We start from the raw sequence: 26,074 nt of genomic DNA, 5'->3' as shown, positions 1-26,074 counted from the left end.
GCAGGACCGCCACATCAGGCGCGATTAGCTCAGCGGGAGAGCACTACCTTGACACGGTAGGGGTCACTGGTTCAATCCCAGTATCGCGCACAGTAACGGCCGGGGCCGCGATCCGTCAGGGTCGCGGCCCCGGCCGTTTGTCGTCTGTCTGCGGCCCTGCCCCGCCGCCGTGCCGTGTGCCGGGGAGCGTCGGGGAAAGAAAAGAGAAGAGCCGCGTGCGGACGCCCTCACCGACGTCCGCACGCGGCATCTCCGCCTGCCGGGGCGCTCTGCGCACCGCTCCTCGCCCGTCCGCGTGTCATCGCGGCCGCGGCCTCCCCGGCGGCACCGCTCCCCGTCCCCAGGGGTTCGGTGCCCGTCTTCGACCGGCCTCGAGGCCGGTGTCCTTCTTCCTGCTCAGCGGGCGATCAGATCGGCGACGGCCTGGGCCTGGCTCGCCATCTGCTCCCACCCGCCGAAGAGCAGCACCAGGAGCACGGCGCACGGCAGGGCCATGGCCAGCGCCACGGCGGGGTGCCGCGTGGGCTGCTCGGCGGACCGGGACTGGACGAAGGCCGGCCGACGGCGGCGGGGGGTTCCCGTGAGCTGCGGTGGCATGTCCTTGCTCCTGATCCGGTCGAGTTGGCGCGGTGGACGGCTTACCTCGGGGGACGAGCTCCCCGTCCACCGCTGAGCACAACGCTATTGGTCGGGGGGTCCTCAGGGCGTCATGCCGTCGTACTGTTCCTCGGACGTCCGGGAGGATGACGATCAGACTCGGGACCTACTACCGCAGGGGGACGGAAGGCTCATCCGACCCCCGAGGGAACCCTGAGGGGGAACCCCGAGAAGCGCTTCGACACCCCTGCGACCTGCAGGTCAGCGCAAGATCGGACAATCGCACGGTGGCTTCAGGTGTTGCGTATCAGCACACCGCAGCGGGCAGTCCGTAAGCTGTGCCAGACAGGAACTGACGATGGCCCAACCGACGGGGCCTCACCCACCGGCTGACGGGGAACGAAACATGGCGATGATGCGGCTGAGGCGTGAGGACCCCCGCATCGTCGGGCCGTACCGCCTGCACCGGCGACTGGGCGCCGGCGGCATGGGCGTGGTCTACCTCGGGTCCGACCGTCGCGGGCAGCGCGTCGCCCTCAAGCTGATCCGCGCCGAGCTCGCCGAGGACCAGGAGTTCCGCACCCGCTTCGCCCGCGAGATCGCCGCCGCCTCCCGGATCCGGGGCGGCTGCACCGCGCGCGTGGTCGGCTCGGACATCGAGACCGAACGCCCCTGGCTGGCCACCGCGTACGTGCCGGGGCCCTCGCTCTACAAGCGGGTCGGCGACGAAGGCCCGCTGAGCTGGCCCGAGGCGGCCCGGATCGGGGCCGCACTGGCCGACGGACTGGTCAAGGTGCACGAGGCCGGCGTGGTCCACCGGGACCTCAAGCCCTCCAACATCCTGCTCTCGCCCCGGGGCCCGCGGATCATCGACTTCGGCATCGCCTGGTCGCGCGGCGCCAGCACGCTCACCCACGTCGGCACCGCGGTCGGCTCCCCCGGCTTCCTCGCGCCCGAGCAGGTGCGCGGAGCCGCCGTCACGCCCGCCACCGACGTGTTCGCCTTCGGCGCCACCCTCGCGTACGCCCTCACCGGGGACACCCCGTTCGGCTCCGGGGCGTCCTCCGAAGTGATGCTGTACCGGGTCGTCCACGAGGAGCCCGACCTCTCGGCCGTACCACCGCAACTGGCGCCGCTGATCCGCGCCTGCCTGGCCAAGGAGCCCGCCGAGCGGCCCGGGGCCGCCGCGCTGCACGAGCGGCTCAGCGAGCTGGCGGCGCGCGGAGCGGCGGGCGGCAGCACCCGCGCGCCGCGGCCCGGGCGGGGCGCGGCCGCACCGGCTCCGGCTCCGGCTCCGGCCCGGCAGGAGAACGGCCGTCAGGGAGTACCTGCCCCCGGACGCTCCCCCGAGCCGCCCGCCGCGGCACGGGCCAGGGCGGCGGCGGGCCGCCCCGGCGCACAGGCGGCCGGATCCGCCGGGCGCCGCCCGCAGCAGGGGCCGACCGCACCCGCCCCCCGGCCCGAGCCGACACCGGTGACCCGCCCGTTGCGGGAGCGTCCGGACCGTCCGCAGACCCCGCCGCCGGCCCGCCCCGGCCCCGGGCCCGGCCCCCGCGACCGGGCACGCCCCCGGGACCGCCAGCACACCCCCGCCCCCGGCGGACGGCCCGGCACCGCCCGGCAGCGGCTGCTCCGGCAGCGGCTGGTCGTCTTCGTCACGGTGACCATCGGAGTGGCGCTGGCCATCGCCGCGGCTCAGGGGTGCGAGAACCGGGACAACCGGAGCGTGCGGCCGGCGACCGGGGTGGTGGCGACCACGGGCTCCGGCGGCGAGCAGGCGGTGCCGGGGACCTCGGCGGACGTCGCACCGCCGGCCGCGACCGCGCCGCTCCCGGCCGCGGCGCGCGCAGGTGCCGACGCCGGTCTGACGCCGCCGCAGGCACCGGTACCGGCGGTCGACTGGCCCAACCGCAGCTACCCCGACGGAGCCGGCGGGCCGGCCATCGCGCTGCAGAACGGGCACTCCGTCGGGGCCGGGCCGCAGGTCGCGCTGAGCGCGGTGCTGCCGGCCCGGTACAAGGGCCTGCCGGCCGCGGTGGTCGTCCTGCGGCGGGCGGAGGGCTCCACCTCGGTCGACCTCGTCCAGCTCTACACCTTCACCGGGGACACCCCCGTCGCTGTCACCTCCCGCACCTCGGTGGCGGACCCGCAGGCGGCGGCCACCTGGCGGCTGGACAGCAGCACGGTCGTCCGCGAGGAGCGCGCGGCCGCCACCGGCACCGTCACCTCCACCCGCTACGCCGTCCGCCCCGACGGCACCCTCGACGAATCCTGGCCCGGCGCCACGACCCCTCCCCCCGCCGCCGCACCGGCCCCACCCACCTCCCCCATCGGCTGACGCCCGCGTCACGAGAAGCCGGGCCGGCCGACATCTGGCGGCGAGGGCACGGCGGGTAGAGCGCGCCAGAAGTCGACCAGGCCGACTTCCGGTGCCGGCCGCCCCGAGAACCACCACAGCCAGGCGCCCCAGTACATGGCCCCGGCAAGGCCGCACTCACGAAAAGTCGGCCCAGTCGACTTCTCGCGCAGCAAGAGCCCCTACCGGGGCCCGAGCAGCACGCGGCGGGAGAGCCCTGTGGAGGCGGGCGCCGGGTGGGAAGGGGAAGGCGCGCGCCGACTTCTGGGGCGGGGCCGTGCCGAGGGGCGCTGCGGCGGGCGCCGGGTACGTGGCCGGCTCGACTTCTCGCGCGGTGGGAGGGCTCCGGGCGGGATGGGGAAAAGGCGCGCGCACGAGAAGTCGGACGGGCCGACTTCTCATGCGCGGGGGCGGGGTCAGGGGGTGGGGGTGGTGACGGCGTAGAAGGCCACGGCTGCGGCGGCGCCGACGTTGAGGGAGTCGATGCCGTGGGCCATGGGGATGCGGACGGGGTGGTGGGCCGCCGCGATGGCGCGGGGGGTGAGGCCGTCGCCCTCGGCGCCGAGCATGAGGGCGGCCTTGGGGAGGCTGTGCGGGGTGAGGGTGTGGAGGTCGACGGCGGTGTCGGCGGGGGTGAGGGCGAGCAGGGTGAAGCCGGCCTCGCGGACGGTGTCGAGGGCGGCGGGCCAGGGGTCCAGGCGGGCGTACGGGACCGCGAAGACGGCTCCCATGGAGACCTTGACGGCGCGCCGGTAGAGCGGGTCCGCGCAGTCGGGCGAGAGCAGGACGGCGTCCATGCCGAGGGCGGCGGCGCTGCGGAAGATGGCGCCGAGGTTGGTGTGGTCGACCAGGCCCTCCAGCACGGCGACCCGGCGGGCCCCGGCTAGCACCTCGGCGGCGTCGGGGAGGGGCTTGCGCTCCATCGAGGCGAGGGCGCCGCGGTGCACGTGGTAGCCGGTGACGGCTTCGGCGAGGGCGGGCTCGACCACGTGGACGGGGGCGTCGGCCTCGGCGATGACGTCGCCCATCACCTCCAGCCACTTGGGGGTGAGCAGCATCGACCGCATCCGGTAGCCGGCGGCGAGGGCGCGGCGGATGACCTTCTCCCCCTCGGCGATGAAGAGGCCCTCGGCGGGTTCACGGCGGCGGCGCAGCTCGACGTCGGTGAGGCCGGCGTAGTCGGCGAGGCGGGGGTCGGCGGGGTCGGTGATGGTGCGGGGTTCGGACACCCTGCGATCTTGCCAAGCCCGGGCGGGGAAGGCCAAACGGCCGAGGGAGCGGGGTGGTCCCCGGCTGGTCGTAGTGCAAACATGACCGTATGGCCCGAAATCCGGGCCGATCCTGGGCTTCGTCGGCCTCTGGTGCCGCTGACTCCGCCGGCTCCCCCGGTGGGGGCCCACACGGTCGGCCACAGCTGGCGCGCGCGAAGCCGCGGTGGCCGGTGTGGCGCCGGTCGGTGGCGGGACAGGTGTTCGCGCTCCAGGTCGTGGTCGTGCTGCTGCTGGTGGCGGCGGCCGCGGTGGCGCTGGTGGTGCAGTCGCGCAACGACGCCGATCACGAGGCGCGCAACCGTTCGGTGGCGGTGGCCCAGACCTTCGCCAACTCCCCGGGCATCGTCGACGCGTTGCGCTCCCCGAACCCGACGGCCCTCCTGCAACCGAGCGCGGAGGCCGCGCGGGTCGCCTCGGGGGTGGACTTCATCGTCGTGCTGAACGACCAGGGCATCCGCTACACCCACCCGAACCCGGCCCGGATCGGCCAGAAGTTCACCGGCGTCTACGAGCCCGCGCTGCACGGGCAGGTGGTGACCCAGAACGTCGCGGGCACCCTCGGCCAGCTGGTACGGGCGGTGGTCCCGGTGCACGCGCCGGACGGCTCGGTGGTCGGGATGGTCTCGGCGGGCGTCACGCTGAGGAACATCAGCAGCGCCAGCGAGCGGCAGCTGCCTGTGGTGCTGGGCGCGGCGGCGGCCGCGGTGGGGCTGGCCACGCTCGGGACGGCGCTGATCAGCCGGCGGCTGCGGCGCCAGACGCACGGGCTGGGCCCGGTCGAGATGACCCGGATGTACGAGCACCACGCGGCGGTGCTGCACGCCGTGCGCGAGGGCGTGATGATCGTCGGCGGGGACGGGCGGCTGCTGCTCTGCAACGACGAGGCGCGCCGGCTGCTGGACCTGCCGCCGGACGCCGAGGGCCGCCCGGTGAGCGAGCTGGGCCTGGAGCAGGCGCCGCTGGAGCTGCTGACCGCCGGGCGCCCGGTGACCGACCAGGTGGTGCTGTCCGGGGAGCGGCTGCTGGCGGTGAACGTCCGGCTGATCGACCGGCCCGGCGGTCCGCCCGGCTGCGTCGCCACGCTGCGCGACTCCACCGAGCTGGCGGCGCTGTCCGGCCGGGCCGAGCGCGCCCAGCGGCGGCTGCGGCTGCTGTACGACGCCGGGGTCACGGTGGGCAGCACGTTGGACGTGACGCGGACGGCGCAGGAGCTGGCGCAGGTCACGGTGCCGCGGTTCGCGGACTTCGTCACGGTGGACCTGGCGGACCAGGTGCTGACCGGCGAGGAGCCACCGCCGGGCCCCTCCCTGGGGCGGATGCGCCGGGTCGCGGTGGCGGGAGTCGAGGACGACGCGCCGTTCTATCCGGTCGGCACGGTGCTGGACGTGGTGCCCTCGACCCCGCTGGCGGTGGCGCTGCACAGCGGGGAGCCGGCCGTCGAGCCGCACCTGACGGACGCCGGCCAGTGGCGGGAGCAGGACCCGGAGGGGTCGGCGCAGGTGCTGGCGTACGGGGTGCACTCGCTGGTGCGGGTGCCGCTGCGGGCGCGCGGGGTGCTGCTGGGGGTGGTCCGGTTCTGGCGGGCTCAGCGGACGGAGCCGTTCGAGGCGGAGGACCTGGCGCTGGCCGAGGAGCTGGTGGCGCACGCCGCGGTGTGCATCGACAACGCCCGCCGCTACACCCGGGAGCACACCATGGCGGTGACGCTCCAGCACAGCCTGCTGCCCCGAACCCTGCCGGAGCAGTCGGCGCTGGAGGTGGCGCACCGCTACCTGCCGGCCCAGGCCGGGGTGGGCGGCGACTGGTTCGACGTGATCCCGCTGCCGGGCGCGCGGGTGGCGCTGGTGGTCGGGGACGTGGTGGGGCACGGGCTGCACGCGGCGGCGACGATGGGCCGGCTGCGCACGGCGATCCACAACTTCTCGACCCTGGACCTGCCGCCGGACGAGCTGTTGGGGCACCTGGACGAGCTGGTGAACCGGATCGACCAGGACGAGGCGGCGGGCGGCGAGCGCGCGGAGCTGGCCGGGGCGACCTGCCTGTACGCGATCTACGACCCGGTGTCGCGGCGCTGCACGCTGGCCAGCGCCGGGCACCCGCCGCCGGCCGTGGTGGACCCGCAGGGCCGGGTGGTGTTCCCGGAGCTGCCGACCGGGCCGCCGCTGGGTCTGGCGGTGCTGCCGTTCGAGACCGCGGAGCTGGAGCTGGCCGAGGGCAGTCGGCTGGTGCTGTACACGGACGGGCTGGTGGAGGACCGGGAGCGGGACATCGACGAGGGGCTGGAGCTGCTGCGGGCGGTGCTGGCCGGGCCGCCGCACTCCCCGGACCAGACCTGCGCGGACGTGCTGGCGGCGCTGCTGCCGGCGCACCAGCAGGACGACATCGCGCTGCTGGTGGCCCGGACCAGGGTGCTGGCGCCGGACCACGTGGCGCAGTGGGAGGTGCCCTCCGACCCGGCCGCGGTGGGCCGGGTCCGGGCCGCGGTGGCGGAGCGGCTGACGGCGTGGGGGCTGGAGGAGGCGGCGTTCGTCACCGAGCTGATCCTGAGCGAGCTGGTGACCAACGCGATCCGGTACGGCGCCGGGCCGATCCGGGTGCGGCTGCTGCGGGACCGTTCGCTGATCTGCGAGGTGTCGGACGGCAGCAGCACCTCGCCGCACCTGCGGTACGCGGCGACCGAGGACGAGGGCGGGCGCGGGCTGTTCCTGGTCGCGCAGTTCGCGGACCGCTGGGGGACGCGCTACACGGCGACCGGGAAGGTCATCTGGACGGAGCAACCGCTGGAGTAGGAAGTCGGTCGGGCCGACTTCCTACTCCTGGGGGGGACCGCTCCCGTGCGGCCTTACGGCTGGAAGGCCGCGGCCAGCACGTTGACGACGTCGCCGACGACGATGACCGCCGGGGGCTTGACGCCCTCGGCCTCGACCACTGCGGCGACGGTGCCCAGGTTGGCGTCCACCCGGCGCTGGGCGGCGGTGGTGCCCTCCTGGACGACGGCGACCGGGGTGTCCGCCGGACGGCCGTACTCGACCAGCCGGGCGGCGATCGCGCCGATCTTGTCCACGGCCATCAGCAGCACCAGGGTGCCGCTCATCTTCGCGGCGGCCTCCCAGTTGGTGAGCGAACGCTCGTCGTCCGGGCCGACGTGGCCGGAGATCACGGTGAACTCGTGGGTCATGCCGCGGTGGGTGACCGGGACGCCGGCCGCCGCGGGGACGCTGATCGAGCTGGAGATCCCGGGCACCACGGTGACCGGCAGCCCGGCCTCCACGCAGGCCAGCAGTTCCTCGCCGCCGCGGCCGAAGACGTACGGGTCGCCGCCCTTGAGCCGGACCACGAACTTGCCGGCCTTGGCGTGCTCGACCAGGGTGCGGTTGATCGCCTCCTGGGCCATGAACCGGCCGTACGGGATCTTCGAGGCGTCGATCACCTCGACGTGCTCGGGCAGTTCGGCGAGCAGCTCGCGCGGGGCGAGGCGGTCGGCGACGACCACGTCGGCGTCGGCGAGCAGCCGGCGGCCGCGCACGGTGATCAGGTCCGGGTCGCCGGGGCCGCCGCCGACCAGGGCCACGCCGGCGCCGTGCGAGCGGTACTGGCGGGCGGCCAGCGAGCCGTCCCGCAGGCCGTCCACGATGGCGTCGCGCAGGGCGGCGGAGTGGCGCGGGTCGCCGGTGAGGATGGCGACGGTGGCACCCGCGTCGCGGCCGCTGGCCGGGGTCCAGGCGGTGGCCGCGGCGGCGTCGTCGCTGCGGGAGCAGAACACCCGCTCGCGCTCGGCCTCGGCGCTGACCGCCGCGTTGACGGCCGGGTCGTCGGTGGCGACCAGGGCGTACCAGGTGTCGGCCAGGTCGCCGTCCCGGTACGGGCGGGCGTGCCAGGTGAGCTCGCCGGCGTCGGCCATGGCCTGGACGGCCGGGGTGGTGGCGGGCGATATCAGGTGCAGGTCGGCGCCGGTGGCGATCAGGGCGGGCAGCCGCCGCTGGGCGACCTGGCCTCCCCCGACCACGACGACGCGGCGGCCGGCCAGCAGCAGGCCCACCGGGTAGGGGGTGCGGCCCTCGGTGCTCGGGTGCGGGGTGGGCGCGGTCATCGGCGGTGCTCCTGATCGGGGGTGAGGGTGTGGGGACGGTACGGCACGTCACCGCTCCGCGGTCCGGCGCGCCCTCGGGCCGGTCCGCGGAGCGGTGACGGGATGCCTCAGGCCTTCTCGGTGACCCCGGCGGAGTCGAAGGTGGCTACATCGTGCATCGCCCGGGCAGCGCTCTGCACCAGCGGCAGGGCCAGCAGGGCACCGGTGCCCTCGCCGAGCCGCAGGTCCAGGTCGATCAGCGGACGCAGGCCGAGCTTCGCCAGCGCGGCCTGGTGGCCGGGCTCGGCGGAGCGGTGGCCGGCGATGCACGCGGCGAGCACCTCGGGGGCGATGGCCTTGGCGGCCAGCGCGGCCGAACCGGCGATGACGCCGTCCAGGACCACCGGGGTGCGCAGCGAGGCGGCGCCCAGCAGGAAGCCGGCCAGGGCGGCGTGCTCCAGGCCGCCGACGGCGGCGAGGACGCCGACCGGGTCGCTCGGGTCGGGCTGGTGCAGGGCCAGCGCGGCGCGGACGACCTCGATCTTGCGGGCGTGGGTCTCGTCGTCGATGCCGGTGCCGCGGCCGGTGACCTCGGCCGGGTCGAGGCCGGTGAACACCGAGATCAGGGCGGCCGAGGCGGTGGTGTTGGCGATCCCCATGTCGCCGGTGATCAGCGCCTTGTTGCCCGCCGCGACCAGGTCGCGGGCGGTCTCGATGCCGACCTCGATGGCCTTGAGGGCCTCCTCGCGGGTCATCGCCGGGCCCTGGGTCATGTCGGCGGTGCCGGGGCGGACCTTGCGCGGCAGCAGACCGGTCGCGCGGCCCTGCTGGACGGCCTCCGGCAGTTCGGCGGCGACGCCGACGTCGACCACGCAGACCTCGGTGCCGATCTGCTTGGCGAAGGAGTTGATCACCGCTCCCCCGGCCAGGAAGTTGGCGACCATCTGGGCGGTCACCTCCTGCGGCCAGGGGCTGACGCCCTGGGCGTGCACGCCGTGGTCGGCCGCGAAGACCGCCACGCAGGCGGGCTCCGGGATCGGCGGCGGGCACTTGCGGGACAGCCCGCACAGCTGGGCGGAGATGATCTCCAGCATGCCGAGCGAACCGGCCGGCTTGGTCATCCGCTTCTGCCGGTCCCAGGCCTCGCCGAGCGCCTTGGCGTCCAGCGGGCGGATGCCGCGCAGGGTCTCGGCGAGCAGGCTCTGCGGCTCCTCGCCGGGCAGCGCGCGGTTGCCGTACTGCTCCTCGTGGACGACCCAGGACAGCGGGCGCTTCTTGGCCCAGCCCTGCTGCTCCAGCTCGGGCTCGTCCGGGAACTCGTCGACGAAGCCGACGCACAGGTAGGCGACGACCTCCAGGTGCTCGGGCAGCCCGAGCTCGCGGACCAGCTCCTCGTCGTCGAAGAAGCTCACCCAGCCGACGCCCAGGCCCTCGGCGCGGGCGGCCAGCCAGAGGTTCTCCACGGCCAGGGCGGCCGAGTACGGGGCCATCTGCGGCTGGGTGTGCCGGCCCAGGGTGTGCCGGCCGCCACGGGTACGGTCGGCGGTCACCACGATGTTGACCGGGGTGTCGAGGATGGCCTCGATCTTGATTTCCTTGAACTGCTTGGCCCGGCCCTTGGGCAGCGAGTCCGCGTACGCCTCGCGCTGGCGCTCGGCCAGGGCGTGCATCCGCCGGCGGGTCTTCGCCGAGCGGATCACCACGAAGTCCCAGGGCTGCGAGTAGCCGACGCTGGGCGCGGTGTGGGCGGCCTCCAGGACGCGGATCAGCACCTCGTGCGGGATCGGGTCCGGGCGGAAGCCGTTGCGCACGTCGCGGCGCTCGCGGATCACCTGGTGGACGGCCTCGCGGCCGGCCTCGTCGTAGCCGGGGGCGGCCGGGCCGCGCGGCTCGGCGGGCTCCTCGGGCTGCTGCTCCGGCTGCTCCTGGGCCTCCTGCGCCTCCTCTGCGGAGGGCTGCCCCGCGACGGCCTCGGCGGCCTCGGACGCCTCGGCGGCCTGCTCCGCGGGGGTCTCGGCGGCGGGCTGCTCGGCCTGCGGCTGCTCGACGGGCTCCGCCGTCGCCTCGGCGGCCTGCTCGCCGACGGGCTCGGCCTCGGCGGGCTGCTCCTGGACGGGCTCGGCGACGGCGGCCTCGACCTCGGCCGGGGCCTGGGTCCGGGCGGGCTCGGCGGGCTGCTCCGCGGGAGTCTCGGCCTCGGGGGCGGCGGCCTGCTGCTCGGCGACGCCCTCGGCGGGTGCGGCCTCCTCGGCGGGCGCGGCGGTCTCGGCGGCGGGCTCCTCGGCGGCTTCGGCGGGCTGCGCCGGCTCCGCTTCGGGGGCGGCCTCGGCCGGTGCCTCGGCGGCCGGCTCGGCAGCGGTGGCAACGGCGGTGGCGTCGGCCTCCGCAGGCACCTCCACGGGCGCCTCCACGGGCTGCTCCGCGACCGGCTCGGCCGGGACCTCGGCCTGCTGCTGCGGCTGCCCAGCCTCGGCGACAACGGGCTCGGCGGCGACGGGCTCGGCGGCGACGGGCTCGGCGGCGACGGGCTCGGCGACAACGGGCTCGGTGACGGCCTGGCCGGAGGGCATCTCGCCGGTGCCCGCGGCGGTCTGCGCGACCGGCTCAGCGACGGCCTCCGGCGCGGCCCCGGCGACGGGGGCCTGCTCAGCGGCCTCGACGACCTCGGCGGCTTCCACAGCCGGGGCGGGCTCGGTACCCGCCACGACCTCGGCGGTCTCCACGGCCTGCGGGGCCTCGGCAGCCGCTATGGGCGCGGACTCCTGCGGGGCCGCCTCCTGGACGACCGGAGCCTGCTGGGCCGCCTCGACCTTGGGCAGGCCGTGCGGGGTGGGCGCGGCGAGGAAGGCGGAGATCCGGCGCGGCTGACCGGCCGGGGCCACGGCCTCGGGCTGCTCGGCGGGCACGGCGGCGCCCTCAGCGGCGACGCCCTCGACGGCGACGGCCTCGGCCACGGGCGCCTCGGCAACCCCGGCCGCCGGCTGGGCCTGCTCGGCCACGACGGCCTGCGGCGCGACCGCGACGGCCTCCGCTGCGGTCTCGACAACCGCCACGGTCTCGGCGGCCTGGGCCGCCGTCACGTCCTGCGCGGGCTGGGCCGGGGCGGCCTGGACGGCCTCCGGCAGCTCGACGACCTCGATCACCTCGATCGCCCCGACCGTCTCGACGGCCAACACGGTCTCGACCGGCGGCGCGGCCAGCGGCACCTGCTGGGCACCGTGGGCCTGCTGGAAGTCCGGCGTCTGCGGCAGCTGCTGCCCGTCGACGACCGGGATCCCCTGGGCCACCGGAGCGACCGGCGCCACCGGGACGGCCTGCGGCGCGGCGGCCGGAGCCTGGGCGGCGGCCTCGGCCATCGGCGGGCGGCCGACCACCGGGATGCCGTGCGCGGGCGTGCCGCCCTGCGAGGGGCCGCGGTCGGCCAGCGAGCGGACCGGCACCTGGCCGGTCATCAGCGACGGGTCCGGGATCGGCGGACCGGCGTGCAGCGGCCGGCGCGGCTGTTGAGCCTGCGTCATCGGCTGCTGCGGCTGCACCTGGACGGGCTGCTGCTGGACGGCGTGCTCGGCGCCGAGCACCGGCGGGTCCACCGGCGGCCAGGACGGCTCGACCGGGGTGCCGTCCTGCTGCAGCGCGAGCGGCATCTGATCGGCCGGGACGGCCGCGGCGGGCTCGCCCCAGGAGCCCTGCGGGCCCGGCATCAGCAGCACGTCGTCATCGTCGTCCAGCCCGTCCGGCTGGTCGAGGAAGTGGAAGGCCGGGCGCGGGGCGCCCTGGTCGACGGCCCAGCCCTCGCCCGGGTGACCGGGCTGGGGCACGCCGGGAACGCCGTAGCCGTGCTGGCCCTGCGGCGGGATGACACCCGGGCCCGGGGGCATCGCACCGGGGACGCCGCCGAGCGGGGCCGCCGGGTTGGGGATCACCCCGCCGTCCGTCGCGACGCCGTGGAGGGGTGCAACGCCCGCGACGCCCTCCGGTCCGCCGAGCGGGTCAGGCCCGGCGTGCAGGTGCTCGGGCAGTCCCTCGCCCGGGACGTGGCCGCCATCGGTCATTGTCAAAGCTCCTTCCAGGCCGCTGCCGCGCCCTCGGCGACACGATCACCGATCGCAGCGCCCATCCGCGCGGGCCGAACCAGCACCGACCCGCCCCTAACCACACGCGGCCGCCGCGCCGTGGCGCTGCGGCCCAAGTCCATCCGGCGCACTGCGGCACCCCGGCCCGGCGCACCGCCCGTACGGGGCGGCACATCGTCTGAAACAACGACAACCCGGAGCAACCGGCACGACCGCACCGGACCCTACGGCATTCTCCAGGTCCGGCACGAGGCCCGTCGAATTGCCCACACTCCGAGCGGAATCGGATTGCACCACGTCAAAAAGGTGACAAACCGACCGAATCGGGTGGGTCGCCGACCGATGCAGCCGCCCAGGACGTCACACTACCGGCACCGCGCGGTCACCTCTCGAATCGGTGTCCGGATGCGACCTGGATCACCGTCGACGGCAGCGGACGGCACCGGCGCGCGCCCACGGCCTTCACACGATCTGCTCACCCCAGAGCACCAGCGCGCCGGTCGTGCCCGTGCCCAGTGCCAGCCCGTCGCCCTCGTCCACCGGCCGCAGCGGGGTCGCCTGGAGCAGCGCGCCGTCCGCCCGGTACCCCGCCCCGGCGATCGCCCGGCGGACCTCCTCCGCCTCGGCGAGGGTCCGGGGCAGTGCGACGAACCGCTCGGGCCGGCGGGCCAGCACCGCGCGCACCACGTCCAGGCCGCCGGACTCCACCACGGCCGCGTCCGGCTCCGGCAGGCCGCCCAGCACCTCGGGTCCGCTCCCGTACACCGCCTCCACCTCGACGCCGTAGCGGCGGGCGTTGACGGTCAGCCGGGCGCAGGCCGAACGGGAGCCCTCGACCGCGACCACCGCGGCACCGAACCGGGCCGCCTCCACGGCGAGGGCGCCGCTGCCGGCACCGACCGACCAGACCAGGTCCCCGGGACGTGCACCCAGACGGGCCAGCACCAGGGCGCGCACATGGGCGGGGAGTGCCTCGGGCGCGCCCGGCTCGCCTTCCGTGCGCCCGGCGCCCGTGTAGGCGTCACCGGGGAGCGCCCAGCCGCGTTCCACGCCGGGGTAACCGACCGGGCGCCCGGCGAGCCAGCCGGCCGCCTCGTCCACCGCCGCGGCCTGGGCGCCGCCGCCGATCACCAGCACCACGTTGGGGTCGCGCCACACGTGGTCGGCGATCCGGTCGGAGGTGAGGACGGTGACGTCCTCCTCGGGGGTGCCGAGGGCCTCGCAGACCACGAAGGTCCGGTGCACCCCGCGCAGCATCAGGGCGAGTTCGGCGGGCCCGGCGCCCGGCGCGGTGAGCACCGCGACCTTGGGGTGGGCCCGGCAGATGTTGGCGGCGCGGCGCAGCCGTCCGCCGTGCGCGCTGACCACCTGGGCGTCCTCCCAGGGCATGCCGGCCCGGGCGAACGCGGCGGCCACCGAGGAGACGGCGGGCAGCACCTCCAGTTCGAGGCCGAACTCGGGGCGGCGCAGGGTGCGCACCACCCCGAAGAAGCCCGGGTCGCCCTCGGCGACCACGACGGCGGCGCCGCGGTGCTCGGCGATCCTGCGGGCGGCCTGCCGGACGTTGCCGAGGGTGATCCGCTCGGCGGACTCCGGCACCGGGAGCGCGTTCAGTTGGTAGGGGGCGCCCGCCACCAGGGTCGCCGCGGCCAGGGCCGCGCCGGCGGCCTCGGTCGGCGGTGTGCCGTCCCACCCGATGACCGTGATCCGGTCAGCCATCTGCGGCCGTTCTCCCTCGCCTCGGTGCGCCACTCGATCCGCTGTCGTGCGGTGCCGGTCCAGAGGCTACCGGGTGTGGTACCCCGGAGCCCGACATCTCGCACACATGTGCGTGCCGGGTGAACGAGGGCGGGGGCGATCAGTCGCGCAGCACGTAGCGGTGGTCGCCGTGCCAGCCGGCGCGGTGCGCTTCGGGCGACTCCAGGTCCTCCGGGAGCAGGCTCCACAGGATGAGGTCGCTGCGGCTCTCTCCCCCGGCCTGGCGGCCGGGCGGTGCCCCCACCACCTCGCCGGACTCCCCGCGGACTATCCAGGCGCTGCGCAGCACGCCCTCGCTGATCCCGCCGACCTTCTGGGCGACCTGCTGGGCGGCGGTGTTCCCGGCGGCGGTGCGCAGCTCCAGGCGCAGGAAGCCGCGGTCCTCGAACAGCCACTGGGCGACGCCGAGGACGGCCTCCGGCGCGTAGCCCTCGCCGCGCGCCCAGACGGCGGTGACGTAGGAGATCTCGGTGCTGCGCAGCCGCCAGTCGGTGTTGCGCAGCTCGACCAGGCCGACCAGGCGCTGGGTCAGGTGCTCGGTGACGGCGAAGACGATGCCGCGTCCGGCGGCCCGGTGGGCGGGGGCGAGGGTGCGGGCGAGCTCGGCCGCGTACGCCTCGGTGAAGGGGTGGGGCAGGTCCGTCCAGGCGAGGACGAGGTCGTCGGCCATCATCGTGGCCAGGCCGGGGGCGTCGTCCTCCGCCAGGGGGCGCAGCAGCAGCCGTTCGGTGCTGATGGCGGTCTCGGGGAAGCTCGCTGCCATGCCGTCTCTCCTCGCCGGGTCGTGAACACAACACCGTACGCCTCCGTCGTGCCCCGGATGCCACGCGGTGCGCCGCCCGCACGACGGTACGTCAGAACGCGGCCGGCCGGAGCGTCCCTGCCGCATACTGCCCGACCGGGCCCCCGCCGAGGTGCGGCGGGGGCCCGGTCGGGATCGGGGCGCGGACGGGGTCCGGCTCAGGAGGCCGGGATGACCGAGCCCTGGAAGGTGTCGGCGATGTACTTCTTGACCTCGTCGGAGTGCAGCAGCTCTTCCAGCTTCTTCACCCGCGGGTCGTTCTCCTTGCCCTTCTTGACGACCAGGATGTTGGCGTACGGGTTGTTCTCGGCCTTCTCCAGCACCAGGGCGTCGGTGGTCGGCTTCAGGCCGGCCTGGATCGCGAAGTTGCTGTTGATGACGGCGGCGTCGAGGTCGGAGTAGGAGCGGGGCAGCTGGGCGGCCTCCAGCTCCTTCCACTTGAGGTTCTTCGGGTTGCCCGTGACGTCGGCCGGGGTGGCGGCGGTGCCGGCGCCGTCCTTGAGGGTGATGAGCTTGTTGTCGGCGAGCAGCTTGAGTGCGCGGCCCTCGTTGGTGGCGTCGTTCGGCAGGCCCACGGTGGCGCCGTCCGGCAGGTCGGCGAGCGACTTGACCTTCTTGGAGTAGGCGCCGAGCGGCTCCAGGTGCACGTTCTCGACCGAGACGAGGTCGGTGCCGTTCTTCTTGTTGAAGTCCTCCAGGTACGGCAGGTGCTGGAAGTAGTTGGCGTCGGCCGAACCGTCCTGCACCGCCGTGTTGGGGGTCACGTAGTCGGTGACCTCCTTGATGTCGAGCTTGAGGCCCGCCTTCTCCGCGAGGTTGTCCTTGACGAACTTCAGGATCTGGCCGTGCGGCGTCGGGGTCGCCGCGACCTTGAGCGGCGCGTTCGGGTCCGAGGAGGAGGACCCGGAGCTGCCGCAGGCGGCGAGCGAGAGGGCGACGCCGGCGGTGGCGAGGATGCTGGTGAACTTCAGGGCGTTGCGCACGAAAAGTGCCTTTCTGCGTGGAACGGGGAGCCGCGTCCGGGGTCGGACGAGGGAGGTCTAGGGGGCGACGAGGTCCTCGTCGGCGGGGGCGGCGGGGCGGCTGCGCAGCAGTCGGGTGCGTCCGCCGCCGTGGCCGCGGTTGCCCAGCCGGCGCACGGCGTAGTCGCCGGCCAGCTGGATCACGGTGACGATGACCGCGATCTCCGCCACGATGATCCACATGAAGGTGGTCTCGAACCGCAGGTAGCCGTACCGGTAGGCGAGGTCGCCGAGGCCGCCGCCGCCGACGGTGCCGGCCATCGCGGAGTAGCCGATCAGCGCGATGACCGTGGTGGTGACGGAGGCGACGATGCCGGGGAGGGCCTCGGGGACCAGCACCTTGCGGACCAGGGTCCAGGTGCCGCCGCCCATCGCGTGGACGGCCTCGACCAGGCCGCGGTCGACCTCACGGACGGAGGTCTCGACCAGCCGGGCGAAGAACGGGATCGCGCCGACGGTCAGCGGCACGGTGGCCGCCTGCCAGCCGAGGGAGTTGCCGGTCAGCCAGCGGGTGAAGGAGATCAGCGCGATCATCAGGATGATGAACGGCATCGAGCGCGTGAGGTTCACGACCGCGCCGAGCACCTTGTTCACCGGCTGGTTCTGGAGCACCCCGCCCTTGGAGGTGAGCACCAGCAGGATGCCGAGGGGCAGTCCGAGGAGGACGGTGCAGAGGGTCGACACGCCGACCATCTGGAAGGTCTCCAGGGTGGCGGGCCACATCAGCTCCTGCATCTGGTCCCAGGTCATGCCACCGCTCCGTTCGTCACACCGACGCCGTCCGAGTCGAGGACGGCCACCTGCAGGCCCTGCTCGCGCAGGTAGCCGATCGGCACCACGTTGTCCTGGCGGCTGCCGGGAAGCTCGACCCGCATCCGGCCGACCGTCCGGCCGGCGATGGTCTCCACCGCGGCGCCGAGGATGTTGATGTCGATCTGGTAGGTGCGGGCGAGCTGGGAGACGAACGGCTGGGCCGAGCTGTCGCCCTGGAAGGTGATCTCCACCACGGTGGAGGCGGGGCGGCCGGTGCCGAACTCGCCGAGCGGGAACAGCTCGCGGGCCAGCTCCGAACCGGGCTGGGCCAGCAGGTCCGTGAGTTCGCCGGACTCGACCACCCGGCCGCCGCGCATCAGGGCGGCGGAGTCGCAGACGGACTTGATGACGTCCATCTCGTGGGTGATCAGCAGGACGGTGAGGCCCAGCTGCTGGTTGAGGTCGCGCAGCAGCTTGAGGATCGAACGGGTGGTCTCCGGGTCGAGCGCCGAGGTGGCCTCGTCGGAGAGCAGCACCTTGGGGTCGCCGGCCAGCGCCCGGGCGATGCCGACGCGCTGCTTCTGGCCGCCGGAGAGCTGGTGCGGGTAGCTGCGGGCCTTGTCGCCGAGGCCGACCAGGTCGAGCAGTTCGGCGGCCTTGCGGCGGCGCTCGGTGCGGTCCAGTCCGACGATCTCCAGCGGGAGTTCGACGTTCTGCTGCACGGTCCGCGAGGAGAGCAGGTTGAAGTGCTGGAAGACCATGCCGATCCGGCGGCGGGCCTCGCGCAGTTCCCTGCCGGCCCGGTTCTCGCCGCCGGACAGCGCGGTGAGCTCGAGCCCGTCCACGGTGACCGTGCCGGAGGTCGGGCGCTCCAGCATGTTCACGCAGCGGATGAGGGTGGACTTGCCGGCACCGCTGGTGCCGACGACTCCGTAGACCTCGCCCGGGCGGACGTGCAGGTCGACGCCGGCGAGGGCGGTCACCTCGCGGCCTCGGGAACGGTAGACCTTCGTCAGGTCCGTGGTGGTGATCACAGCGGCTTTCCGTGGGTCGGGGGCGGGCGGCGTGGATCGACCGTCCGACCGGCGTGCGGTCGACGGTGTCACGGCGCTGCGCCGGGGGGATCCGGACTCGACTCCCTCGGTCGTGGCCGTGGCAGGGCCGGGCCGCGCGACGGCGTGGCCCTGACGAGTCACCCGGCCCGCGGGTGGGCGGGCACGGCCGAGGAAGGGGTTCGGGAGGAACGGCGCGCTCGCACGGGCGGGAGCGGCGCCGGAGTCTCGCTTCGGGGCGCGAGGGGGAGGCACCTTCAGCGGGTGCCGGGGGCGATGGCCCTCAGCAGTGACACATTCGACGACACATGGCACGCTCACCTGCCGGCAGGGTGCCGGTGGGGGTCCAGTTCGTCGTCGCAGTCATGTGAGCCAGTAAAACAGATGGGTCGAATTCCGCCCAATCTTTTCGCCGAGCTGTCCGCAATGCGGACATGCGGCGTCTTGACCAGCGGAGACATGACTCGGCGCCGCCACCGGTGGTCCGGATGGTGGCGGCGCCGGGAGGCGGGCGCGGGGCGGCGGGCTCAGGCCGTCGCGGCGAGCGCGGTCGCGGTCGCGGCGGGCTTCTCCAGGTGGACGAAGCTCAGCCGGCTGTTGACCTGCTCGACCTCGGTCTGCCGGTACCCCTGTCGAGCGTACAGCCGCAGGTTGCCGAGGCTGCGGTGGCCGGTGAACAGCCGGTAGGCGCTCACCGGGCCGTCCTGGGCGATGCGGCGCTCCAGCGCGTCCAGCAGGCGGCCGCCGAGGCCGTGGCGCTGCATCCGCGGGTGGACGACCAGGCGCCCTATCCGGGCGACACCGTCGGCGCCGACCCGGCCGCGGACGGTGCCGACCACCTCGTCGCCCAGCCGGGCCACCAGGAAGTGCTGCTCGGACAGCTCGGCGCGCAGGCTCTCCAGGCTCTGCGTCAGGGGCTCGATCGCCCAGTCGCCGTACAGCTCGGCCTCGGGCTGGTAGCCGAGGTACTGGAGCTTGAGGATCTGCTCCGCGTCCTCGGCCTCAGCAGCCGAGATGATCACGCTCATGCCCATGTGGAGGGGCCTCCCCAGTCGTCGTGCCCGGCGCGCAGAGGGTGGCGCGCGCTCACGCTCAGTATCCGAGCGATCGCGCCACCGTCAAGAGCCGCGTTCGCCAGCGCTCTACCCGGGTGTCAGCTCCGCTCAACCTTCGCGGGGGCGGACGTGAGGAGGGTCACCTGCCGGGCCGGGTGTGCCGCGCCCGGTCGTCCGGGCCCGCGGTCAGGGGTACCGCTCCGCGTGGAGCAGCATCCGCAGGCAGGCCAGACAGCGGGAACGGGTGGGGCCGATCGAGCCGCGCGGCATGTCGAGCCGCTCGGAGAGTTCACGGTAGGTGGGCGGCGGGTCCTCGGCGAGCGCGGCGATCAGCTGCGGGCAGCGGCCGGGCAGGGCGGCGACGGTCTCGCGGACCACGCGGCGGCGGTGTTCGGCGAGGTAGACGTCCTCGGCGGAGGGGACGGGTGGAAGGGCGGTGCACACACCGTGCATGACGGTCCGGGACGGGGCCGGTTACGCCCGGGCCGAGGCGCGGACGCGGGAGGGGCGCGCCGGTCGGACCGCCGCGCCCCTCTCCCGTCGCGCCGGGGATCGGCCCCCGGGTCGGGGCTCAGCCCCGCGACCACTCCTGCTGCCGCGCCAGGTCCGCCTTCACCTCGGCGAGCTGGACCGCGACCGCCGAGGGGGCGGTTCCGCCGCGCCCGCTGCGGGCGGCGATGGCTCCGTGGACGTTGAGCACCGAGCGCACCTCGGGCGTCAGGTGCTCCGAGATCGCGGCGAACTGCTCGTCCGTCAGGTCGGACAACTCGATGCCCTCCGCCTCGCAGACCTTGACGCAGGCACCGGCCACCTCGTGCGCGACCCGGAACGGCACGCCCTGCTTGACCAGCCACTCGGCGATGTCGGTGGCGAGCGAGAAGCCGGCCGGGGCCAGCTCCTCGAGCCGCTCCCGGTGCACGGTGAGGGTGGCCATCATCCCGGTGAACGCGGGCAGCAGCACCTCCAGCGTGTCGCAGGAGTCGAAGACCGGCTCCTTGTCCTCCTGGAGGTCCCGGTTGTAGGCGAGCGGCAGCGCCTTGAGGGTGGCCAGCAGGCCGGTCAGGTTGCCGATCAGCCGGCCGGACTTGCCGCGGGCGAGCTCGGCGATGTCCGGGTTCTTCTTCTGCGGCATGATCGAGGAGCCGGTGGAGAAGGCGTCGTGCAGCGTGATGAAGCCGAATTCCTTGGTGTTCCAGATGATCACCTCCTCCGCGATCCGGGAGAGGTTGACGCCGATCATCGCGGTCACGAAGGCGAACTCGGCGACGAAGTCGCGCGAGGCGGTGCCGTCGATGGAGTTGCCGACCGATCCGCCCTCGAAGCCGAGGTCGGCGGCGACGGCCTGCGGGTCGAGGCCGAGCGAGGAGCCGGCCAGCGCGCCGGAGCCGTACGGCGAGACGGCGGTGCGGGCGTCCCACTGGCGCAGCCGCTCGGCGTCCCGGCCGAGGGCCTGCACGTGCGCGAGGACGTGGTGGGCGAAGAGCACCGGCTGGGCGTGCTGGAGGTGGGTGCGGCCCGGCATCGCGGTGTCCGGGTGCGCCTCGGCGAGGCCGACCAGGGCCTGCTGGAGGTCGAGCAGCAGGCCGCCGATGGTCTTCGCGTGGTCCCGCAGGTACATCCGGAACAGGGTGGCGATCTGGTCGTTGCGCGAGCGCCCGGCGCGCAGCTTGCCGCCGAGGTCGGGGCCGAGGCGCTCCAGCAGGCCGCGCTCCAGGGCGGTGTGCACGTCCTCGTCGGCGACGGTGCCGGTGAAGGTGCCCGCCTCGACGTCGGCGAGCAGTTGGTCCAGCCCGGCCAGCATGCCGGCCAGCTCCTCGTCGGAGAGCAGGCCCGCCTTGTGCAGGACCCGGGCGTGGGCCTTGGAGCCGGCGATGTCGTACGGCGCGAGGCGCCAGTCGAAGTGGACCGAGGCCGAGAGCCTGGCCAGCGCCTCGGACGGGCCGTCGGCGAAGCGCGCGCCCCAGAGGCGGACGTCGGAGGACTGCTCGGCGGTCATCGCGTGGCTCCTTCATGCATGTGCAGTGGATGGCATAAGTATGCACGACGCCGTATGAAAAACAAACCCCGGCCGGACGGTCTCCGTCAGGCCGGGGTTCTTCGGGTCGGAACGCTACTGCGCCTTCGCCTGGGCGAGTTGCATGAGGTGGTCGGCGAGCGCCTGGCCGCCGGCCGGGTCCCGGCTGATCAGCAGCACGGTGTCGTCGCCGGCGATGGTGCCGATGATCTCGAACACCTCGGCCTGGTCGATCGCCGAGGCCAGGAACTGGGCGGCGCCCGGCGGGGTGCGCAGCACCACCAGATTGCCGGAGGCCGTCGCGGAGACCATGAGCTCGCCGGCCAGCCGGGCCATCCGGCCCTCGCTGGCCGACTCCCCCATCGGCGCGCGCGGCGTGCGGTCGCCGCCCTCGGCCGGGACGGCGTAGATCAGCGCGCCGTCCCGGTTGCGGATCTTGACCGCGCCCAGCTCGTCCAGGTCCCGGGAGAGGGTGGCCTGGGTGACCACGAGTCCGTCGTCGGCGAGCAGCTTGGCGAGCTGGCTCTGCGAACGCACGGGCTGGCGGGTGAGCAGGTCCACGATCCGCCGGTGGCGCGCGGTGCGGGTCTGCGGGACCTGCGGCGTCGGGCCGGTGGCGGACGGGCCGGAGTGGGAAGCGGTCATGTGATTATTCTCCCGGACAACGGTCAACTCGCATCGGCCGGGGCGCTCTCGCGCACCGTCCGGAGGATGCCCGGCAGCGCGGCCAGGAAGGCGTCCGCCTCCTGCTCGGTCAGCACCAGCGGCGGGGCCAGCCGGACGGCGTCCGGGACGGCCGCGTTGACCAGGAAGCCCGCCTCCTGGGCGACGGCCTGGACCTTGGCCGATACCGGCTCGGTGAGCACGATGCCGAGCAGCAGACCCGCCCCGCGCACGTGCGAGACCAGCGGGTCGCCGAGCGCCTCGACGCCGTCGCGAAGCCGCTCGCCGAGCTTGCGGACGTGCTCCAGCAGGCCCTCGGACTCGATGGTGTCCAGCACCGCCAGCCCGGCCGCGGCGGCCACCGGGTTGCCGCCGAAGGTGGTGCCGTGCTGGCCCGGGGTGAGCAGCTCGGCGGCCGGCCCGAAGGCGAGCACCGCACCCATCGGCAGGCCGCCGCCGAGCGCCTTGGCCAGGGTGACCACGTCCGGCTCCACGCCCTCGTACGCCTGGTGGGCGAACCAGTGGCCGGTGCGGCCGACGCCGGTCTGGATCTCGTCCAGGACCAGCAGGGTGCCGGCGGCCCGGGTGATCTCGCGGGCGGCCTTCAGGTAGCCGTCCGGCAGCGGGATCGCGCCGTTCTCGCCCTGGACCGGCTCCAGGAAGACGGCCGCGGTCTCGGTGGTGACGGCCGCGCGCAGCGCCTCGACGTCACCGAACGGGACGTGGGTGACGTCGCCGGGCAGCGGGCGGAACGGGTCCTGCTTGGCGGGCTGGCCGGTGAGCGCGAGGGCGCCCATGGTGCGGCCGTGGAAGGCACCCTGGAGGGCGACCAGGTGGGTGCGGCCGGTCCGCCGGCTGATCTTGAAGGCGGCCTCGTTGGCCTCGGCGCCGGAGTTGCAGAAGAACACCCGGCCGCCGGGGCGGCCGTCCAGCTCCAGCAGCCGCTCGGCGAGGGCGATGGTGGGCTCGGCCATGAAGAGGTTGGAGACGTGGCCGAGGGTGGCGATCTGCCGGCTCACCGCCTCGACGACGGCCGGGTGGGCGGTGCCCAGGGCGTTGACGGCGATGCCGCCGAGCAGGTCGGTGTACTCCTTGCCGTCGGCGTCCCAGAGCTTGCTGCCCTCGCCGCGCACCAGCGGGATGCGGGGGGTGCCGTAGTTGTCGGTGAAGGAGTGCTGCCACCGCTCGGTGAACTGCTCGTTGTGGGTCGCTCCGGTGCCGCCGGTCGTGCCGGTCATGCCAGTCCCCCGATCACGGTCGTCTCGTCGTCCGGCACGACCATCGTGCCGATGCCCTCGTCGGTGAAGATCTCCAGCAGCAGGCTGTGCTGGACCCGGCCGTCCAGCACGCGGGCGGTGCCCACGCCGGAACGGACGGCCCGCAGGCAGCCCTCCATCTTGGGGAGCATGCCGCTGGCCAGGTCGGGCAGCAGCTCCTCCAGCTCGGTCGCGGTGAGCTGGCTGATCACGTCGTCGGAGTTCGGCCAGTCCTTGTAGAGGCCCTCGACGTCGGTGAGGACGACGAGCATCTCGGCGCCGAGCGCGACCGCGAGCGCGGAGGCGGCGGTGTCCGCGTTGATGTTGTAGACGTGGCCGTCGGCGCCGCGGGCGATCGAGGAGATGACCGGGATCCGGCCGTCGGCGATCATCGCCTTCACCGCGCCGGCCTCGATGTTGACGATGTCGCCGACCAGGCCGATGTCGACCTGCTCGCCGTCCACCACCGCGTAGCGCTTGACCGCCGTCATGGTGTGGGCGTCCTCGCCGGTCATGCCGACGGCGAACGGGCCGTGCTCGTTGAGCAGGCCGACCAGCTCGCGCTGCACCTGGCCGGCCAGCACCATCCGGACCACGTCCATGGTCTCCGGGGTGGTGACCCGCAGGCCGTTGGTGAAGCTCGACTCCAGGCCCAGCCGGTCGAGTTGGGCGCTGATCTGGGGGCCGCCGCCGTGCACCACGACGGGGTGCAGACCGGCGTAGCGGAGGAAGACGACGTCCTGGGCGAAGGCGGCCTTGAGGCTCTCGTCCACCATGGCGTTGCCGCCGAACTTGATCACGACGGTCTTGCCGTGGAAGCGCTCCAGCCACGGGAGCGCCTCGATCAGCGTCATGGCCTTGGGCAACGCGGTGTTGTTGCGGGCCTGTTCGCCCTTGGGTGCGATCTGCACGGGTTTCCCTCGTCGGAACGGATGTCGCGGATCGGGTGTCGCGACTCGGGGTGTCGCGGCTCAGGGTGTCGCGGCTCAGGGTGTCGCGGCTCAGGGTGTCGCGGCTCAGGGTGTCGCGGCTCAGGGTGTCGCGGACGAAGTGACGCCGGTCAGGTCGAGTAGGCGCTGTTCTCGTGAACGTAGTCGGCCGTCAGGTCGTTGGTCCACAGCGTGGCGCCCGCCGGGCCGGCGTTGAGGTTCGCCGTGATGACGACCTCGCGGCCCTTCATGTCCACCAGGTCGCGGTCCTCGCCGACGCCGCCGGACTTGCACACCCAGACGCCGTTGATGGCGACGTCCAGCTCGTTCGGGTCGAAGGCGGCGGAGGTGGTGCCGATCGCGGCCAGCACCCGGCCCCAGTTGGGGTCCTCGCCGTGGATGGCGCACTTGAGCAGGTTGTTGCGGCTGATCGTCCGGGCGACCTCGACCGCCTCGTCCTCGGTGGCGGCGCCGGTGACGTCGATCCGGATCTCCTTGCTCGCGCCCTCGGCGTCGCCGATCAGCTGACGGGCCAGGTCGGCGCTGACCGTGCGGACGGCCTCGGCGAACTCGGTCTGCTCCGGGGTGACGCCGGAGGCGGCGGAGGCGAGCAGCAGCACGGTGTCGTTGGTCGACATGCAGCCGTCGGAGTCGATCCGGTCGAAGGTGGTGCGGGTGGCGCCGCGCAGCGCGGTGTCCAGGGCGGCGCCGTCCAGATCGGCGTCGGTGGTGAGGACGACCAGCATGGTGGCGAGGCTCGGGGCGAGCATGCCCGCGCCCTTGGCCATGCCGCCGACCGTCCAGCCGGCCGGGCTGGTGTACTGGGCGGTCTTGTGCACCGTGTCGGTGGTCTTGATGGCGATCGCGGCGGCCTCGCCGCCGTCCTCGCCGAGTTCGCCGGCGGCGAGCGCGACCCCGGGGAGCAGGATGTCCATCGGCAGCCGTACGCCGATCAGGCCGGTGGAGGCGACGGCGACCTCGCCCGCGTTCAGGCCCAGCTCGGCGGCGACCTTCTCCGCGGTGGCGTGGGTGTCCTGGAAGCCGAGCGGGCCGGTGCAGGCGTTGGCGCCACCGGAGTTGAGGACGACGGCGGAGACCCGGCCGCCCTTGAGGACCTGCTCGGACCAGAGCACCGGTGCCGCCTTGACCCGGTTGGCGGTGAAGACGCCGGCCGCGGCGAGCGAAGGGCCGTCGTTGACCACCAGGGCGAGGTCGGGGGTGCCGGAGGCCTTGATGCCCGCGGTCACGCCGGCGGCCCGGAAGCCCTTGGCGGCGGTCACTCCGACGTTCGTGCTCTTGCTCACGGTGCGACTCCGTTCACGGGAAGGCCGAGCTCCTCGGGCAGACCGAGGGCGATGTTCATGCTCTGCACCGCGCCGCCGGCGGTGCCCTTGACCAGGTTGTCGATCGCGCTGATCGCGATGATCCGCCCGGCGGCGGCGTCCAGGGCGACCTGGACCAGGGCGGTGTTGGCGCCGTAGACGCTGCTGGTCTGCGGCCACTGCCCCTCGGGCAGCAGGTGGACGAAGGGCTCGTCCGCGAAGGCCTCGGCGTACGCGGCGCGCAGGCTCTGCGCCGTCACCCCGGGCCTGGCCTTGGCCGAGCAGGTGGCGAGGATGCCGCGCGGCATCGGGACGAGGGTGGGGGTGAAGGAGACGGTGACCGGCTCGCCCGCCAGCGGGGAGAGGTTCTGGGCCATCTCCGGGGTGTGCCGGTGGACGCCGCCGACGCCGTACGGGCTGACGCTGCCCATCACCTCGCTGCCCAGCAGGTGCGGCTTGGCGGCCTTGCCGGCGCCGGAGGTGCCGGAGGCGGCGACCACCACGGCCTCCGGTTCGGCGAGCTGCGCGGCGTATGCGGGGAACAGCGCGAGGGAGACGGCCGTCGGGTAGCAGCCGGGTACGGCGATCCGGTTGCTGCCCTTCAACGCGGCGCGGTGGCCGGGGAGTTCGGGCAGGCCGTAGGGCCAGGTGCCGGCGTGCGCGGAGCCGTAGAACTGCTCCCAGTCGGTGGCGGCCTTGAGCCGGAAGTCGGCGCCGCAGTCGATCACCAGGACGTTCGGGCCGAGCTCCTCGGCGACGGCCGCGGACTGACCGTGCGGCAGCGCCAGGAACACCACGTCGTGGTCGGCCAGCACCTCGGGGGTGGTGGCCTCGAGGACGCGGTCGGCGAGCGGGAGGAGGTGCGGCTGGAGCGTGCCCAGCCTGGTGCCCGCGTTCGAGCCGCCGGTCAGCGCCCCGATCTCCACCTCCGGGTGGCCGAGCAGCAGGCGCAGCACCTCGCCGCCCGCATAACCGCTCGCGCCGGCGACGGCGACTCGCAATGCCATGGCGTTCCTCCTTCGTCTTGGCATGAATATACGCGCGGTGGAAAATTCATGCAAGGAGTTCGCGCCGGACCTCCG

Annotated in this window: 18 protein-coding genes, 1 tRNA gene and 1 pseudogene; 3 read left to right on the top strand and 17 right to left on the bottom strand. The window is 74.3% G+C overall.

From position 1 onward, the window contains the following. Nucleotides 1-18 precede the first annotated feature (18 nt). Nucleotides 19-90, top strand: a tRNA-Val gene (locus ACGF13_RS16085). A gap of 306 nt (nt 91-396) precedes the next feature. Here ACGF13_RS16085 and ACGF13_RS16080 read toward each other — a convergent pair. After that, complete coding sequence (locus ACGF13_RS16080; RefSeq protein WP_392874617.1) at nt 397-597, bottom strand: hypothetical protein; 201 nt, start codon at nt 595-597, stop codon at nt 397-399. A 406-nt stretch (nt 598-1,003) separates the two neighbouring features. On the opposite strand from ACGF13_RS16080, the pseudogene ACGF13_RS16075 reads away from it, so the two are divergent. Then, a pseudogene (locus tag ACGF13_RS16075) lies at nt 1,004-2,278 on the top strand (serine/threonine-protein kinase); the annotation flags it as partial. Nucleotides 2,279-3,369: 1,091 nt separating this feature from the next. On the opposite strand, the gene ACGF13_RS16070 reads toward ACGF13_RS16075, so the two are convergent. After that, complete coding sequence (locus ACGF13_RS16070; RefSeq protein ID WP_392874615.1) at nt 3,370-4,182, bottom strand: TrmH family RNA methyltransferase; 813 nt, start codon at nt 4,180-4,182, stop codon at nt 3,370-3,372. Nucleotides 4,183-4,271: 89 nt separating this feature from the next. Between ACGF13_RS16070 and ACGF13_RS16065 the strand changes: the two genes are divergently transcribed. Further along, complete coding sequence (locus ACGF13_RS16065) at nt 4,272-7,013, top strand: SpoIIE family protein phosphatase (RefSeq protein ID WP_392874612.1); 2,742 nt, start codon at nt 4,272-4,274, stop codon at nt 7,011-7,013. A 53-nt stretch (nt 7,014-7,066) separates the two neighbouring features. Here ACGF13_RS16065 and cobA read toward each other — a convergent pair whose 3' ends face one another. The 15 genes from cobA to argC all read right to left on the bottom strand — a co-directional run bounded on the left by cobA (nt 7,067) and on the right by argC (nt 25,999). Continuing rightward, nucleotides 7,067-8,314, bottom strand: coding sequence for a uroporphyrinogen-III C-methyltransferase (cobA, locus tag ACGF13_RS16060; RefSeq protein WP_392874610.1), 1,248 nt, complete (start codon nt 8,312-8,314; stop codon nt 7,067-7,069). 107 nt (nt 8,315-8,421) lie between these two features. After that, nucleotides 8,422-12,345 carry a nicotinate-nucleotide--dimethylbenzimidazole phosphoribosyltransferase gene (gene cobT, locus ACGF13_RS16055; protein WP_392874607.1) on the bottom strand — a complete coding sequence of 1,308 codons (3,924 nt, stop codon included), beginning with the start codon at nt 12,343-12,345 and terminating at the stop codon, nt 8,422-8,424. 483 nt (nt 12,346-12,828) lie between these two features. Further along, complete coding sequence (cbiE, locus tag ACGF13_RS16050) at nt 12,829-14,085, bottom strand: precorrin-6y C5,15-methyltransferase (decarboxylating) subunit CbiE (RefSeq protein ID WP_392874604.1); 1,257 nt, start codon at nt 14,083-14,085, stop codon at nt 12,829-12,831. 139 nt (nt 14,086-14,224) lie between these two features. After that, nucleotides 14,225-14,887 (bottom strand): GNAT family N-acetyltransferase, encoded by a 663-nt coding sequence (locus ACGF13_RS16045; RefSeq protein WP_392874601.1) that lies wholly within the window; start codon nt 14,885-14,887, stop codon nt 14,225-14,227. Between the two features lie 197 nt (nt 14,888-15,084). After that, nucleotides 15,085-15,909, bottom strand: coding sequence for a MetQ/NlpA family ABC transporter substrate-binding protein (locus tag ACGF13_RS16040; protein ID WP_392874598.1), 825 nt, complete (start codon nt 15,907-15,909; stop codon nt 15,085-15,087). A gap of 57 nt (nt 15,910-15,966) precedes the next feature. Continuing rightward, complete coding sequence (locus tag ACGF13_RS16035) at nt 15,967-16,698, bottom strand: methionine ABC transporter permease (RefSeq protein ID WP_392874595.1); 732 nt, start codon at nt 16,696-16,698, stop codon at nt 15,967-15,969. Further along, the gene (locus tag ACGF13_RS16030; RefSeq protein WP_392874592.1) at nt 16,695-17,735 is read right to left on the bottom strand and encodes a methionine ABC transporter ATP-binding protein; all 1,041 of its coding nucleotides are present in this window, start codon (nt 17,733-17,735) and stop codon (nt 16,695-16,697) included. The genes ACGF13_RS16035 and ACGF13_RS16030 overlap by 4 nt, the downstream gene beginning before the upstream one ends. A gap of 545 nt (nt 17,736-18,280) precedes the next feature. Continuing rightward, nucleotides 18,281-18,787 (bottom strand): GNAT family N-acetyltransferase, encoded by a 507-nt coding sequence (locus tag ACGF13_RS16025; protein ID WP_392874589.1) that lies wholly within the window; start codon nt 18,785-18,787, stop codon nt 18,281-18,283. Between the two features lie 207 nt (nt 18,788-18,994). Continuing rightward, nucleotides 18,995-19,252 carry a hypothetical protein gene (locus ACGF13_RS16020; RefSeq protein WP_392874586.1) on the bottom strand — a complete coding sequence of 86 codons (258 nt, stop codon included), beginning with the start codon at nt 19,250-19,252 and terminating at the stop codon, nt 18,995-18,997. Between the two features lie 127 nt (nt 19,253-19,379). Further along, nucleotides 19,380-20,804: an argininosuccinate lyase gene (argH, locus tag ACGF13_RS16015; protein WP_392874583.1), complete on the bottom strand. Its 1,425-nt coding sequence runs from the start codon at nt 20,802-20,804 to the stop codon at nt 19,380-19,382. A 114-nt stretch (nt 20,805-20,918) separates the two neighbouring features. Beyond that, nucleotides 20,919-21,467 (bottom strand): arginine repressor, encoded by a 549-nt coding sequence (locus tag ACGF13_RS16010; RefSeq protein ID WP_360343103.1) that lies wholly within the window; start codon nt 21,465-21,467, stop codon nt 20,919-20,921. A 23-nt stretch (nt 21,468-21,490) separates the two neighbouring features. Beyond that, entirely contained in the window at nt 21,491-22,723 is a 1,233-nt protein-coding gene (locus tag ACGF13_RS16005; protein ID WP_392874579.1) for an acetylornithine transaminase, read from the bottom strand. Beyond that, on the bottom strand, nt 22,720-23,595 hold the full coding sequence (gene argB, locus ACGF13_RS16000; RefSeq protein WP_392875762.1) for an acetylglutamate kinase: 876 nt from the start codon (nt 23,593-23,595) through the stop codon (nt 22,720-22,722). Before argB ends, ACGF13_RS16005 begins: the two co-directional genes overlap by 4 nt. 206 nt (nt 23,596-23,801) lie before the next feature. Then, nucleotides 23,802-24,974, bottom strand: a complete 1,173-nt coding sequence (gene argJ / locus ACGF13_RS15995) for a bifunctional glutamate N-acetyltransferase/amino-acid acetyltransferase ArgJ (RefSeq protein WP_392874576.1) — start codon at nt 24,972-24,974, stop codon at nt 23,802-23,804. Further along, nucleotides 24,971-25,999, bottom strand: a complete 1,029-nt coding sequence (gene argC / locus ACGF13_RS15990; protein ID WP_392874573.1) for an N-acetyl-gamma-glutamyl-phosphate reductase — start codon at nt 25,997-25,999, stop codon at nt 24,971-24,973. The genes argJ and argC overlap by 4 nt, the downstream gene beginning before the upstream one ends. Nucleotides 26,000-26,074 lie beyond the last annotated feature (75 nt).

The sequence above is a fragment of the Kitasatospora sp. NPDC048286 genome (assembly GCF_043201735.1).
In the GTDB taxonomy this organism is placed as follows: domain Bacteria; phylum Actinomycetota; class Actinomycetes; order Streptomycetales; family Streptomycetaceae; genus Kitasatospora.
The sequence above is the reverse complement of the archived record's forward strand: the minus strand, read 5'-3'. Positions and strand labels throughout refer to the sequence as shown.